This is a genomic window from Loigolactobacillus backii (assembly GCF_001663675.1).
Taxonomy (GTDB): Bacteria; Bacillota; Bacilli; order Lactobacillales; family Lactobacillaceae; genus Loigolactobacillus; species Loigolactobacillus backii.
Map to the genome: position 1 here is coordinate 1,211,647 of NZ_CP014873.1, position 14,236 is coordinate 1,225,882.

Sequence of the window (14,236 nt, forward strand, 5' to 3'; positions counted from 1 at the left end):
AACATCAGTTCTTAATCTCAACATTGACTATCATAAACATTTTAGGTTACAGAGTGGTGACTTCATGATAACAACTCGTTTACAGACTATTACAGTTTGACGTTAAAATGATTTAATTGGTTGAAATACACTACTAATGATAACTAGTTATTGGTTTGCACAAAAAAGGGGCCGGGACACAAGTCCTAGCCTCTTATTATTTTCGAATCATTATTCTAGAACGTGAATCCAAAAGTGACTTTTGGCCACGCCATTACCAAATGTGAACGCGCTTTTCAGTAGCTAAGTACATGCCATCGCCTTGTTTAACGTCAAAGGTTGTGAAGAAATCATCAAGATTTTGGATTTGGACGTTGGCTCGTAATTTTGCGGGTGCGTGGACATCAATCGCCAATAATAGTTGTTGGTATTCTGGTTGGGCCTTGGTCCGCCAGATGGTTGCCCAGTTGGTAAAGAAGACAGAAAGGTCAACGTCACTTTCACCTTTGGCGGCTTCAAGCGCACAGCTTAAACCGCCGGCATCGGCAATATTTTCCGATACGGTTAATTTACCATTCACTTGTTGACCTGCAAACGGTAAGCCAGCGAATTCGGTAATCATTGCTTGTGCCTTTTCTTTGAATTGCGCCGAATCTGCTTTGGTCCACCAATTGTGTAAATTACCAAATTCATCGAATAAGGCACCATTGTTATCGAAGGCGTGGGAAATTTCATGAGCAATTACTGCGCCAATACCACCGTAGTTTGCGCTGGAAGGCTGATCCAAGCTGTAGAATGGTGCCTGTAAAATTGCGGCCGGAAAAACGATAATATTACGGAATGGATGGTAATAAGCATTTACGGTTGCAGCGCTCATTTCCCATTTATCGCGATCAACAGGTTGTTGCCATTTTGCAAACCGATCTTGCTGGCTAATTCGAACAAAGTTAAGTGTATTTTCCAGTAGGGTACCGCCTTGAGCAGCAGTTTTTGTTTTGAACAATTTGTACAAGGGATCTAACTGGTCAGGATAGCCAACTTGAATACCCAGATTATTAAGCTTAACAACGGCCTTTTCCCGAGTCGCTTTGGATAACCAATTATTATTAGTTAGACGTTGTTTATAGACACTAATCATCTTAGTAACCATGTCGTGGACGTCCTGCTTAGCAGTGGCACCAAAATATTTGTGACCATAATAAAGGCCGACGACTTGATCAAATTGGCCAGAAGCAAGATAGTAGGCACTTTTTTGCTGCTTCGTGGCTTCTTTGCTGCCGGAAAGGGCGCGACCGTAAATACCAGCAGTTTGGCGGAAGTCTTCAGATAGATAGCTTGAAAATCCCCGAATCGTTTGAACTAGTAACCAGCTCTTTAGTAACGGGAAGGTAGTATCATTAATCATTTCATCAAAGGCAGCGTAAAATTTAGGTTCAGTCACAATAATCTGTGTTGGTGTGCCCTTAACTAGTTGTTTAATTAGACTACCTAAATCCAGTGAGTGACTATTTGCTGTGAAAGTTGAAAAGTCTTGGGGATTATACATTTTGCTATAATCCGCGCTTTCTTCCGCACTCTTAACGTGAGGAGCAAGTGACTTATCAAAGGCCAGTGCTTCCGAAATGATTTTCTCTGCGTCGGCTGTTTGGTAACCGGCTAATGTAAATAACTTAGTCATCATTTGACTGAAGACTTGAAGCAGCTGGGGGCCGGCTTGATTGTCCTTAGCGTAGTAGGTCTTATCTGGTAGGATCAGATTTGGTGCACTGGCAAATAAAGTGTTGATTTTAGTATTTTTCATGTCGGCGTCAACATCGATATCAAACGGTGTTGGCAGGCCACTTAGAATCCATTCGGCCAGATTATTTTGCCAATCCTTTAGGCTAGTTAAGTTAGTAACTTGTGCCAGGATAGTTTTCAGCGGGGCAGCGCCATCTTGATCACGCTTAGTAAAGTCGGCTGCTAAACGATAGTAAGCTAAGAAAGATGCTAGTTGTTCGTTAGGAACAGTCAGTTGACCAGCATTCATCTGCTTAAAGTCGGCCATTAAGGTTTTATCAATCTCATCAACTAAATCTTGAAAACCGCCTGTTGCTGGTTTATCGGCCGGAATTGTCGCTGTTTTCAACCAATCAGCGTTAATTGCTTCATAGAAGTCATCTTTCAAAGTTGGTGTTGCAGTGTTAGTTGTTGTTTTATCTTGCGTCATCAAATCATCCTTCCATAGGTATCAATCAATACCACTTTAAAATCCATGATACACGGATTAAGTGTAAAATAAAAAATAAAGTTACTTTTATTTTACATTAATGCTGGTATTTAATTGGGGCACAATTGACAGTCATTCTGAAAAACAAGTATGATGATAAAAATAGGTTATGTGGAGGTATTATGAAATTAAAATTTTGGGGTAATTTGTTTTTGATTAGTTCGCTACTTTTACTTTTTAATCAACCAGTCATAGCGGCAAAAAAAGCAACAACTTATGTGGCTCCGTACGCTGGTAAGATTGAAAACTATCAGTATCAAGGTAAGAAATATCGAATCCCGGCCGCTTACATTCAACAAAAGGGACAGAAGATGGCGGCGCTGGCAGTAACTAATGATCATAGAGGCCACGTCATCTTGGTAAGTTACATTGGCGATGCAACGGCAACAAAAAAGTATTTTGCGTTTAAGGGCACGGTCCGTTACTTTGCCAGTCTCTATAACGAAAAAGACTTCATCGCTCGTTACTTGGAAGGCCAAGCCAGTTCAACTAAGCAAGATTATTTGGCCGCTTTGACCTACGCTGCAACGCACACCGTGCCAGTCATCAATAAAAATAAACACTCAACCCAATTTCAAACAGTTCCACAGCTTTATCAATTGGAAGACGTAAATGCGACCAGTTCAAATAAATTGATTCGAGCAAAATTAAAAATGTACACTAAAAAGGAACAGATGGATCTAGGCCAGTCGGTCTTAGCTACACCTGAGGTCACTATGTTGAATCAACAGGGTGAGCGCGGGGCCGTTTCTTATCAAGCAGGCGACGTTAGCCAAATTAATGTTGATCCACTGGCCTTTTTACGTAGCTGATGCTCACAAACTGAGCGTCTCTTCAAACACTCTTTAAAGTGAGGATAGGTGAAGACATGCTAAAAAAGCATTCGTGGTTAGTAGCGCTATTAGGATTGCTGTTGGTTATGTGCTGGTCACAACCGGCTGCGGCGAAAAGTTATAATATTACTAATTATTCAGTCAATATTAATGTGACAAAGAGCGGTGACGCGCAAGTTACCCAACGCATTCGTTATGATTTTGATGGTGATTTTAATGGTGTCTATTACAAACAAGATATTGCCGGTATTAAGGGATTAGTTAATCCACAGGTTGCAATTGACCAAGATGGTCACGAGCAACGGCTAGCGGAGAATACAACCGGGGCGCCTAATACTTTCAGTACAACGCAGACTGATGATGCCTACCAGCTAAAGGTTTACCATCCGATTAGTAACCAGGCGGCCACGTTTATTTATCGTTACCAGTTAAATGGGGTGGTTACTAACTATGCCGATACGGCTACGCTGAATTGGAAGGTAATTGGTACCGGCTGGGAAGTTCCGCTTAATAATGTTCACATTACAATTCAATTGCCGCAAAAATCTGTCCAAGGACTGCAGGCATGGGCACATGGTCCGCTAAATGGGCAAGTAGCCGTTGACCGGAAAAATGGGCGTGTGGTGATGAAGGTGGCAGAAGTACCTGCGAAAACTTTTGTTCAAAGTCGCCTACTATTTCCGACAACGGTAACGGCGCAAAATCCACAACGCAGTACTAAAAAAATGAAGCACAAGATTCAAAAGCAAGAGGCAAAATTTGCCCAAGAAGCCAATCAGAAACGGGAAATGCAACGGCGAATTCCAATCATTATTGCGTTTTCAGCCTTGGCGATTGCTGCATTTAATTTGATTTATCAGCTTATCTGGCTAACGCGGCATCCTGCTGATCATTATCCTAGGCCCACGCCAGTTCCACATAGTTTTGATATTCCGCCGTACTCACCAGCAGTTGCTCAGCGTTTGTTGAAGCGCGATGGACCAGACGCAAAGGCTTTTACAGCGACATTAATGGCGTTAGCGGCCAAAGGTGAGATTGTGATTGAAGCAGATCATAAAACTTATCGGCTTACCAAAACGGCCAAATTATCGGCCGCTACTTTGAAGCAACCGATTTTTGATTTGTTATTTAACCAGATTGGTAAGGCAGGTTCAGTCACTATGGCCCAAATTCAGGCCTATGGTAGACAGCAAAACGGGCGGTTGAGTGACGCCTTTTCTAGTTGGGTAACTCACCAACGGCAACAAACAACCGCGTTAGGCTTCAACAATAAAACAAATCAGCTAGTACGCTCCCACGCTTTTACACTTGCTATCATCAGCAGTATTTTTACTGTGATTGCGCTAATCTGTGACTTTTATATTGCAACTGGAACAAAAAATAGTCCGTTAACCTGGCCAGTTATCGTTACGGCGGGTTTATTATTAGTGGTTAGTTGGGGCGTTTGGCTAGTTAAAGTGAGCCATTTGCCACGTTATGTTCAATCAGGTAGTCAAGCAATTGAAAAACTTCATGGTTTTGATCGAATGCTACGCGACATTGGTCATTTTGATACGGCAAAAGTTGGTGACTTGCTACTGTGGGAGCAGATCTTACCCTATGCAGTTGCGTTTGGTTCGGCCAAAAAGGTTGCTGCAGCGTTGAAGGCCAATTTCTCTGATGAACAATTACGCGTTGGGTTACCGATTGGCTATCCATTATTTATTTACCCACAGGCATTTGCCGGCACTGATTTTAGCAGTAGTTTCACAAGTACATTCTCTTCAAGTGTTGCTGCTAATTCAATATCAAGCACTAGTGGTGGTTCGGGTGGTTTCTCTGGTGGTGGCACTGGGGGCTTTGGTGGTGGTTCCGGCGGTGGCGCTTTCTAAAACGTAATGGAAAAAACGTTTAGGTGCTACTTCGAAGGACTACTAGAACTAACCGCCATTGTGCGGTAAGTTAGCTTTTAAAATACAGGTAAAAAAACAATGTTCCGCTATTTTTTAAATAGTCAGAACATTGTTTTTTTAGTATTACGCCGATTTAGATTGTTGTTCCTTTAAAATGGCGTAAATTCGTTTAACGTCGGCACTAGTTCCACGTAACTCGTAATCACCGATAAAGGGCATGTTGTAATCGCGGGCGTACATTTTTGCTGTTAAGCAGTATTGCTCGTTAAAATTACGGTTACCGGAGCCAACGACGCCTAAACAGTAATTGCGGTTCTGGTGGTAAGCAATATATTCACCCATTGCGTTGGTCATTAGCTCATCGACGCCATTATCAATGCCATTTCCGCCGTCTAAATAGGTGGGGACGAAGGCGAAATAGGTTTGTGTTTCATCGGCGTAAGGTGTTGCTTCCGAAATTTCTTTGAGGCTAATCAGGGGCTCATTAATATCTTCTTGGTGTTTTTTTGCAGCATAGGTTTGTAAATCTTCAACAAAAGAGCGCGTATTACCGGAGATTGAAATATATAAAATGTTTAACATGATGAACTCCTTCAAGAATAAGATAATTTCTGTTCTTAATTTAACACAATCTGGCTCTTCAAACACGTTTACGTTATCAATTGAAAAATATAAAGTCGGGTTAAAAAGGGTGTCAGGACCTACTTGGCGCTATGTTTAATTTGGTGGTTACTTTTTAGTGAAAAAAGTTTAAGGGCATTTTAAAAAACCATAAATATTTCTTGCAATCCCAAAATAATCGCGTTAATATATGGCCTAAGTTATTTATTGAACAATACGGAGGAATTTTTATGGAGATCCAAATAGGCAATACTGTTCGATGCAAGGCAAATGGTAATATGGAAGCTGATTTTTCCGGTAAAGTGGAGAAAGTGTACGATAATTCAGCGTTAGTTAATATTACTGATTATGCCAAAACAGATGAAATCAACTTTGATGATTTACAGCACAAAGCCGTAATTAGTTTGGCTAAAATGAAGTTAGTTGAATAGTGTGTTGGATGCTTTTTGTTCAATAGGGAGTGTTTGAAAAAACGCTTAAAATCTGCGGATGCTGTTTTTTTAAACACATTTACGCCCAATTAGTCAGGAAAATACTAGTAAGCCTACTTTCTATATCTGATTGCGACCTTAATTAATAATAGTGCCACTTGGGTTCGCTTTCATTAAACAATTTTCAAAAAAAGGACTATCATGAAGTAGTAAGGTGAAACGTGGCTACAATAATGAGTGTTAATTTACCCATCGGTGCAAGAACGCTAAAATAACCTTTAATTTGTAAAGGAGATCATATTTTGGCAGAAGAACAGGCTAAGACTAAAAAACCGGAGATTACGTACGATCAGGCAGATATTGATAAGGCAGTTGACTTGATTAAAAAACAAGGCTACGTAACGCGTAAGGACATTCCTAACATTGACAACGATGATTGGGCGAAGGGCTTCACAACTAAGATCAGCGATACTTTTCATAATGCTGATGAAGATCCATATATTTATTACGAGCGGTACGATTTTGCTGATCATGAAATCACGGGAATTATTTTTGATATGGATCAAACTAAAACACGGCAAGAAGCTGGCCGGCTACTCGGACAGGCACTTAAATTAAAATCTTTTGAATAAAAAATAAAAGTGAGTGGGTAACAGCAGAATCTCTGCCGCTTACTCACTCATTTTTATTTTTGGATTTTTTTTGCTGCAGTAGTACTTAAAGTCTGCCAAGCATTGGTCAACTTAAAGGTATAGTGTCGCCGCTGAAATTGGTTATTTTCACCAGTGATACCAAACAAAGTGTGCATCAATTGATTTCGGTACACCCACCGCGTTGTAGCAATGCTAACCTGAGCCTTATTCTGCCCTTTCTTGACGGTGTAACTAGTACGGACAGTTGAAGTTGGCGTTGGTTTTACTTGTTTTGAATTTGTTCGGTAAAGGTAAATTCTTTCGGTGCCATTTGTTCCTAGTGGTTGGTAGAGTAATAAGTTCATCTTGCTAGCGGGCGTACTAGATAGGAGTGGTCTTTTACGGGTACTTGTTACTTCGTGCATTCCGAAGTGTGCCGTGTCGTTAAGTGTAATTAAACCCATACTAACAAAAATTAAAATTAAACTTAGCCAATTTATCCAGCTTCGGCTGCCACTCTTTTTTAAAAAGATCATTGAACCACTAAAAATAAGAATTCCAATGGTTAAAAAGATTAAAATCATCGCTACTTGGCCTCCTTAGCATCCAGCACTGAAGTACTCTGTGCGTTATTACCATCTTTCAGCATAAAGGTTAGGCAAAGTCCGATGGCGCAGAAGACAAGTGAAACGATGAAGGCAGCGTGGTAACCGGCCAAATTAGCGTTGATTGCCTGCGTTCGGTAGGTAAGGGGTGCTTGGTGTAAAAGTACTTTGGCCGGTAGTCGGTTAGTGGTAACGTTAGTTAAAATACTAATCAAAATGGCCGTTCCCATTGATGCTGCAACTTGCCGAGCAGTATTGTTGACGGCCGTTCCGTGACTAATTAAGCGAATTGGTAAGGCGTTCATACCAGTTGTAGTTACGGGCATTGTGACCATTGTGATACCAAACATTCGCATCGTATAAAGTGCCGTTATATAAATGAGCGGCGTTTTAGCAGTTAGTGTAACAAAGAAAACCGTACCAGTGGTTAGTAGAATCATGCCTGTCATTGCTAAACGTTTGGCACCAATTTCGTCAAAAATTTTACCAGTGATCGGGCTCATAATTCCCATCATAATGGCACCAGGTAGTAAGATTAAACCAGACTGAAAGGCGGATTCGCCCCGAACGGTTTGGATATAGAGGGGTAAGATCATTTCGACACCCATCATTGCCATGTAGGCAACGGCAGTTAAAATTGCTGACAAGGTGAAGGCCTTAACCCTAAAGACACGCAGTTCAAGTAACGGCTTGTCCATGTGTAGCTGGCGGTAGACAAAGAGCGCGACAAAGATTATCCCAATAATAAGGGGTACGTACACCTGGACATCACCCCAGCCCTTAGCGCCAACTGATGAAAAGGCATAGAGCATGGTCCCAAAGCCGATTGTAGAAACAATAACGGATAGGATATCAATTTTTGGATGTGAGGTCTGTAAAACTTTCCGCATGGTGAAAAATGATAATACTAAAACAAAGCCGTTAACTGGTAGAATGACTAAAAACAGCATTCGCCATGAATAATGAACTAAAATCCAACCAGAAAGAGTTGGGCCAATAGCCGGTGCTAGACCAATAACAATTCCGGCCAGGCCCATGGCAGTACCACGTTTTGCGGGCGGGAAAATAGTAAGCATGATCGTTTGAAAAACAGGTGCTGAAATACCAACACCCATCGCTTCAATTAAACGCCCTGTGAGCAGCATTCCGAAGCTGCTGGCTTCATAACAAACGAAGGTACCAATCCAAAATAAGCTCATAGCTGTTATGTAAAGGTATTTTGAATTGAAACGAGTAAGCAACCATGCGGTAATAGGAATCATAATCCCCATAACAAGCATGAAGCCCGTTGTTAACCATTGAACGGTATCCGCCGTGATGTTAAAGTGTTTCATCAGGGTTGGAAAAGACGTTGTTAGAATTGTCTGCATAATGAAAGTTGAAAAAGTACCAACCAATAACGTTAAAACTAATAGTAGCCGATTATAAGGTCGTCCATTAGCATCGATAACTTGATCAGTTGATGTTGATTGCTGTGCCATAAAATGTTCCTTCTTCTTTTTAGGATAATCACAACCGTTAATTATACCACTTGTTATGATTGAGCCACCAATTACTGACTGTGAGCTTAGACTAAGGCGTGTTTGGAAGATACTTTTAATAGTCTTTCCTTGATCAAATTTGCGGAAACGTGTTGGGAAAGGCAGCTTCCTGCGGTTGCCATGTTTCAACTTGGCGGTTTTCGCCGTAGTTGAATGGACAACGTATGAAGCATCTAGATTATTAGCGTTTTGTGCTAATAATCCTCAATTGCGGAATAGTAGCTACAATCGCCAAATAATTCATTGCATGAATTATTCGTCAATTTAGGCTAATGCTCGGAAGCTAATCGCTTTTCCCAACACTCTCTAGTTGACGGCTAAGTAATTTGATGCTATGCTCCAATGAGTTTAATAAAAATGTGAGGTAGACCTTTAAGTAATCTATTATCTGGGTGTCAGGAAGTCGGTGGGTGCTGCGAACCGATCAGGGTAATAAGCTTGAAATACGGTTTACTGTTGAAGCATACGGTAGAAATCTCGTTAACGATTTTTAAGTGGAGGCCAGATTCTGGTCTCAATTTGGGTGGTACCACGGTTAAATCGTCCCTGTTGCAATTTTGCAGCAGGGACTTTTTTTATGGAAAGGATGAAGAAAATGCGGACAAAGGTTGGTTTTAGTGAGGCACTTGTTGTTTTAATTATTATGTTAACAATCATGGGGGTTGGCGTGATCGGCTTTGGCCTATCACCACAGACACCAGTTATGCTAGTAATTGCGTTAATCATGTTGTGGGCACGTTTGCGTCATTTTGAATTTACAGTGATTAACAAAGGTATTCAAGAAGGAATTGAAACTGGTATTATTCCAATCTTTATTTTTATTTTAGTTGGGGCACTCATTAGTACTTGGATTGCCGCTGGAATTATTCCTTCGTTAATGGTTTTTGGTTTTAAATTAATTAGCGTTCGTTGGTTTGTTCCATCAGTATTTGTTGTTTGTGCACTCGTTGGAACGTCGGTTGGTAGTGCTTTTACGGTTATTTCGACTGTAGGGATTGCTTTCTTTGGGATGGGAATGACCATGGGTGTTAATCCAGCATTGGTCGCTGGAGCAATCATCTCCGGTGCCGTATTTGGCGATAAGTCGTCACCTTTATCAGAATCGACTAATCTGACCGCGGCAGTCGTAGGAGCAGATTTATTTAAACACATTGAAAATTTAATGTGGACCACTATTCCAGCTTTTATCATCAGTCTGTTGGGTTTTACAATTTTAGGCCATGGTGCGGCGGCCGCAAACTTTGGCAAAATCAATCGAACTGTTGCCGTTCTAACACAGAACTTTAACGTTTCACTGTGGGCGATCGTGCCGATAAGTTTAATGTTTATCTGTGCTTGGCGAAAGATGCCCGCTATTCCAACTTTATTTTTGAATATTTTTGTCTCAGTTTTGATGATTTTCATTGAACAACCTTCAATGTCCTTGAAAAAGATTGCCGCCATTATTGAAACAGGTTTTGTTGCCAAAAGCGGTAATACTGATGTTGATATGTTACTAACGCGGGGTGGAATTTCCAGTATGATGGGGACGGTTTCGTTGATTGTTTTAACCTTATCGCTAGGTGGTCTTTTAATGAAATTAGGTTTAATTGATGCAATTATGGTGCCACTGGCCAAACGACTTAATACTGATGGTAAATTGGTAACGGCTGGGATTGTCGCTGGGATCGGTGTTAATTTATTTATCGGCGAGCAATTCTTATCCGTTATTTTGCCAGGCAAGGCTTTTAAAAAGGCATTTAATCAGGCTGGACTGGCTAATGTTGCATTGGGGCGTGTTTTGGAAGATGGCGGAACCGTAATTAATTATTTAGTTCCTTGGGGAGTAGCTGGTGTTTTTGCCGCGAATACATTAGGGGTTCCAACGCTGGACTACTTACCATTTACTTTCTTTAGTTTGCTCTCGCCAATTTTTTCTTTACTAAGTGGTTACACTGGTATTGGTTTGAAACGAATAGCTAGTAAGTAAGTGGCGTTTGAAATTATCCTTTTTAAAGGCGCGCAAGTAAGATTGACGAAATTTTTGCGCTAGGGGCGTATAATAGACAACATCAGATATAGGAGTTGATGAGGATGGATTGGTTTAAGGTGATGTGGGATTGTATTATCACCCTTAACACCGTACTTGCTGTTGTAACGGTTTTTCGCCAGCACCGTGATATTTCAACAACGTGGGCCTGGTTATTGGTTTTAGTAATGTTGCCAGTTATTGGTTTTATTTTATATCTCTTTACCGGGCGCGGACTAGGCCGGGAAAAGATTTTTAATTTAGAACATCAGGATCGCACGGGGCTGGCCCAGATGATTGCTTCCCAAAGAAAGGATGATATTGAATTTGCAACGCCAATATCGGAGAATATGACCGCCAACGCTAGCAGTCTTGTTCATTTTTTTGAAATGACTGATCAGGCACCCTTGACTAAACGTAATAAAGTTGAGATTTTTACTGATGGTGAAGAAAAGTTTGCCGCTTTATTTAAAGACATTCGGCAGGCAAAGCATAGCATTCACGTTGAATATTACACAATTTATAATGATCAAATTGGTAACGAATTGCTGCGGATACTGGAACAAAAGGCCAAAGAAGGCGTCGAAGTTCGTGTACTCTACGATGCATTCGGTTCGCACGGGACAACGGCCAAGTGGTTCCGCACCTTGGAATCATTAGGCGGCCAAGCAGCGACTTTTATCACATCGCATAATTCAATCACCAAAACCCGCTTAAACTATCATGTCCATCGTAAAATTGTCGTGGTGGATGGTCAAATCGGCTATACCGGTGGATTTAATGTAGGCGATCAATATTTAGGCCGAAGTAAGAAATTTGGTTATTGGCGTGATACACACCTACGTATTATTGGTACCGGCGTTATGGCGTTACAAACGCATTTTATTATGGATTGGAATGCCTCGGTTAAAGAAGATCGACACCTTAATTACCAATTACGTTTTTTCCCGACGCCATTACGGCCGAAGGATGCAACAACGGCGTTACAAATTGTGACCTCTGGCCCGTCAGCACAGAAAGAGCAAATTAAATCTGGTTACATTAAAATGATTAGTATGGCCAAAAAAAATGTCTGGATTCAATCGCCCTATTTAGTACCAGATGAAAGTGTACTTTCGGCGCTAACGATTGCGGCCGAATCGGGGATTGATGTTCGCATAATGATTCCGAACATGCCAGATCATCCGTTCATTTACCGGGCAACGCAGTATTACGCAAAAATTTTATTCGCGGCCGGGGTTAAAATTTACATCTACGAAAAAGGCTTCCTCCACGCTAAAACAGTCGTCACTGACGGTAAGTTGGCGACCGTTGGTTCAGCAAATCAGGATTTTCGTAGTTATAAGTTGAATTTTGAAGTGAACGCTTTTCTTTATGACATTAAAGTTGCACGCCAGCTGGCCCGAATTTTTGAAAAGGATATGACTGATTCTCGCTTGTTAACGCAGGCCGAAATCGATGATCAATCACGTTGGCTAGTATTAAAACAGAATTTTTCTAGATTGTTATCGCCAGTTCTATAATTTTCGCCTTACAATTATTTTAATTATTGCCAAAGGGAACGAAGGGAAGTTTCAAAAATTAAACGACAAATTAATTGGCGTCAATTGGGCGTGGGTATTTTGGCCTTTTTAGTGGCCGTACTTTTAGGTTATGCAATTATTTATCGATTAACCCACCGTGGCCACTTTGGAATTGGTCCTTTTCGGCTGTTACGATTAGGTGTCTTGATGGTAATTGCGTTATCGTTTGGAATTCGCCAAATCCAAAATAGTTTAAACAAATAGCTAAGTGACGTAATAAAATTGGGACCTGCTGTTCAGAAGTTTAGTGTTCGAAAAATTAAAGCAGGAGAAAGTGGGACAAAGGTCGGTCTTGGGTGAGCTCAAGCTTTTGGCGCACGTTCTAGAAGTAAATACGCGGAAATAGTAAGCAGCTAAGACTTTTGTCCTGGTCACCTACTATTTCCGCGTATTTGTGTAAGGATGCAATTAAAAGCTTATTTTTGCTCGTCTTGCTCACTTTCGACAAGTTTTGGTATTATCGGCTGAATTTTAACCTCAAACCAATTAATGTAGGCATTTTCCATATCGGCAACTTTTAAAGAAAACTGATCGATTTGAACAATATCATTCAAATGAATACTAGGATTATCTTTCATGACAAAACCAGTTAAAGTGACGGCGTCTGAGTCATCAAAGCTTTTGATTTTAACGTTGAAGTAGCGTTCAAAATCGTAAAGCGTTATTTTACCATTAACCCGGTAAGTTTCATCGGCCTGCTTGAGCACATATTCTTCAGAAGGTTTTTCATTTTCATCCTTAACGGTTCCAAAAAGTTCTTCATAAATATCCCGATCAGTGACAATACCACTGGTACCACCGTATTCATCAACAACGACGACAATTGGTGTTTGCTTTTGGACCATCTGTGCCAACACGGTTTGTAATGAGGCCGTTTCTGGAACGGTAATAATATTGCGAAGCATTTTACTGACGTGAATTGAATCATCACTTTCGGCTTGTTTGATTAAATCGTAATTATAAACGTAGCCTAAAATGTCGTCCTTGTCATTGTGTTCAACGACTGGAAAACGGCTGAAGCCTTCTTTAACGTAAAGATCAATTACTTCGGCAACAGTTGCTGTAACATCAACCACAATTAAGGAAGTGCGATCAATCATGATATCCTTAGCGACTTTATCGTTCATTTCAAAAGCACGTTCCATATAAATGTAGTCGTTTCGTTCCAATTGACCGCCGGAAACTGCATTTTTAGATAATTTCAAAATTTCGGCCTGGGAATAGTTAGCATTTTCTTCATCTGCTGGTTGTAAGCCGATTAATTTAACGACGCCAGTTGAGGAAGTATTTAGGAGCCAAACAAACGGATAAAATAGAATGTGAAAATAATGTAATGGTGTTGTGACAAACATCATCGCCTGCATTGGCATATCAATTGAGATATTTTTTGGAACAATTTCGGTAAAGACAACTTCTAAGTAGGTTAGAACTAGGACACCGAGAATTGCGCCAACAATGTGTAAAACGGCGGGACTCAGTAAATGATCAAGATTGAATAGATCAATTAAAATGGATTCCACTGTTGATTCACCAATCCAACCTAAAATAATCCCAGCAACACTAACCCCAACTTGAGTAGTCGATAAATATTCATTTAATTTGTGTACCATGTCTAAAGCGGTACTGATTTTACGTGACTTACCCCCACGTTTTTCTAATTCTTCCTCTAAAGCGCTAGGTCGAACCTGAACTAAGGCAAATTCACAGGCAACGAAGAAAGCCGCAAAGAGAAAGGTGATTAACATAATCAGTAGGTTAATAGCGATTTGACTACTTGCCACAATTATTCCCCATTTCACTCGATAATTAGTCTATTTTAACATGTTTAACTTTAAGAAGCCT

The 14,236-nt window shown here is 40.6% G+C and carries 12 protein-coding genes; 7 read left to right on the forward strand and 5 right to left on the reverse strand.

What is annotated here, in order from left to right:
- Positions 1-253: 253 nt before the first annotated feature.
- Positions 254-2,188, reverse strand: a complete 1,935-nt coding sequence (locus AYR53_RS05270; RefSeq protein ID WP_068281202.1) for a M13 family metallopeptidase — start codon at positions 2,186-2,188, stop codon at positions 254-256.
- Between the two features lie 182 nt (positions 2,189-2,370).
- Between AYR53_RS05270 and AYR53_RS05275 the strand changes: the two genes are divergently transcribed.
- Together AYR53_RS05275 and AYR53_RS05280 are read left to right on the forward strand one after the other, a co-directional pair.
- Positions 2,371-3,060 (forward strand): hypothetical protein, encoded by a 690-nt coding sequence (locus tag AYR53_RS05275; RefSeq protein ID WP_068281201.1) that lies wholly within the window; start codon positions 2,371-2,373, stop codon positions 3,058-3,060.
- Positions 3,061-3,116: 56 nt separating this feature from the next.
- A complete protein-coding gene (locus tag AYR53_RS05280; protein ID WP_068281200.1) occupies positions 3,117-4,952 on the forward strand; it encodes a DUF2207 domain-containing protein in 1,836 nt (611 codons plus the stop codon).
- Positions 4,953-5,096: 144 nt separating this feature from the next.
- Here the strand turns inward: AYR53_RS05280 and nrdI are convergent, their stop codons facing one another.
- Positions 5,097-5,555: a class Ib ribonucleoside-diphosphate reductase assembly flavoprotein NrdI gene (gene nrdI, locus AYR53_RS05285; RefSeq protein ID WP_068281199.1), complete on the reverse strand. Its 459-nt coding sequence runs from the start codon at positions 5,553-5,555 to the stop codon at positions 5,097-5,099.
- Between the two features lie 269 nt (positions 5,556-5,824).
- Between nrdI and AYR53_RS05290 the strand changes: the two genes are divergently transcribed.
- Positions 5,825-6,025 (forward strand): DUF2187 family protein, encoded by a 201-nt coding sequence (locus AYR53_RS05290; protein WP_068225645.1) that lies wholly within the window; start codon positions 5,825-5,827, stop codon positions 6,023-6,025.
- 302 nt (positions 6,026-6,327) lie between these two features.
- On the forward strand, positions 6,328-6,657 hold the full coding sequence (locus AYR53_RS05295; protein ID WP_068225644.1) for a hypothetical protein: 330 nt from the start codon (positions 6,328-6,330) through the stop codon (positions 6,655-6,657).
- A 53-nt stretch (positions 6,658-6,710) separates the two neighbouring features.
- Here the strand turns inward: AYR53_RS05295 and AYR53_RS05300 are convergent, their stop codons facing one another.
- The gene (locus AYR53_RS05300) at positions 6,711-7,241 is read right to left on the reverse strand and encodes a DUF4811 domain-containing protein (RefSeq protein WP_068281198.1); all 531 of its coding nucleotides are present in this window, start codon (positions 7,239-7,241) and stop codon (positions 6,711-6,713) included.
- 2 nt (positions 7,242-7,243) lie between these two features.
- Positions 7,244-8,743: an MDR family MFS transporter gene (locus tag AYR53_RS05305; RefSeq protein ID WP_068281197.1), complete on the reverse strand. Its 1,500-nt coding sequence runs from the start codon at positions 8,741-8,743 to the stop codon at positions 7,244-7,246.
- Between the two features lie 646 nt (positions 8,744-9,389).
- Between AYR53_RS05305 and nhaC the strand changes: the two genes are divergently transcribed.
- The 3 genes from nhaC to AYR53_RS05320 all read left to right on the forward strand — a co-directional run bounded on the left by nhaC (position 9,390) and on the right by AYR53_RS05320 (position 12,598).
- Positions 9,390-10,772 carry a Na+/H+ antiporter NhaC gene (gene nhaC / locus AYR53_RS05310; protein WP_075168902.1) on the forward strand — a complete coding sequence of 461 codons (1,383 nt, stop codon included), beginning with the start codon at positions 9,390-9,392 and terminating at the stop codon, positions 10,770-10,772.
- Between the two features lie 104 nt (positions 10,773-10,876).
- Entirely contained in the window at positions 10,877-12,334 is a 1,458-nt protein-coding gene (gene cls, locus AYR53_RS05315) for a cardiolipin synthase (protein WP_068281196.1), read from the forward strand.
- 99 nt (positions 12,335-12,433) lie between these two features.
- The gene (locus tag AYR53_RS05320; RefSeq protein WP_156519999.1) at positions 12,434-12,598 is read left to right on the forward strand and encodes a hypothetical protein; all 165 of its coding nucleotides are present in this window, start codon (positions 12,434-12,436) and stop codon (positions 12,596-12,598) included.
- Between the two features lie 212 nt (positions 12,599-12,810).
- Here AYR53_RS05320 and AYR53_RS05325 read toward each other — a convergent pair whose 3' ends face one another.
- Positions 12,811-14,175: a hemolysin family protein gene (locus AYR53_RS05325; RefSeq protein WP_068281195.1), complete on the reverse strand. Its 1,365-nt coding sequence runs from the start codon at positions 14,173-14,175 to the stop codon at positions 12,811-12,813.
- Positions 14,176-14,236 lie beyond the last annotated feature (61 nt).

Bases quoted from the DNA above. Each gene is read 5' to 3' on its own strand.
- AYR53_RS05270 (WP_068281202.1), bottom strand. From the start codon at position 2,188: ATGACGCAAGATAAAACAACAACTAACACTGCAACACCAACTTTGAAA.
- AYR53_RS05275 (WP_068281201.1), top strand. From the start codon at position 2,371: ATGAAATTAAAATTTTGGGGTAATTTGTTTTTGATTAGTTCGCTACTT.
- AYR53_RS05280 (WP_068281200.1), top strand. From the start codon at position 3,117: ATGCTAAAAAAGCATTCGTGGTTAGTAGCGCTATTAGGATTGCTGTTG.
- nrdI (WP_068281199.1), bottom strand. From the start codon at position 5,555: ATGTTAAACATTTTATATATTTCAATCTCCGGTAATACGCGCTCTTTT.
- AYR53_RS05290 (WP_068225645.1), top strand. From the start codon at position 5,825: ATGGAGATCCAAATAGGCAATACTGTTCGATGCAAGGCAAATGGTAAT.
- AYR53_RS05300 (WP_068281198.1), bottom strand. From the start codon at position 7,241: ATGATTTTAATCTTTTTAACCATTGGAATTCTTATTTTTAGTGGTTCA.
- AYR53_RS05305 (WP_068281197.1), bottom strand. From the start codon at position 8,743: ATGGCACAGCAATCAACATCAACTGATCAAGTTATCGATGCTAATGGA.
- nhaC (WP_075168902.1), top strand. From the start codon at position 9,390: ATGAAGAAAATGCGGACAAAGGTTGGTTTTAGTGAGGCACTTGTTGTT.
- cls (WP_068281196.1), top strand. From the start codon at position 10,877: ATGGATTGGTTTAAGGTGATGTGGGATTGTATTATCACCCTTAACACC.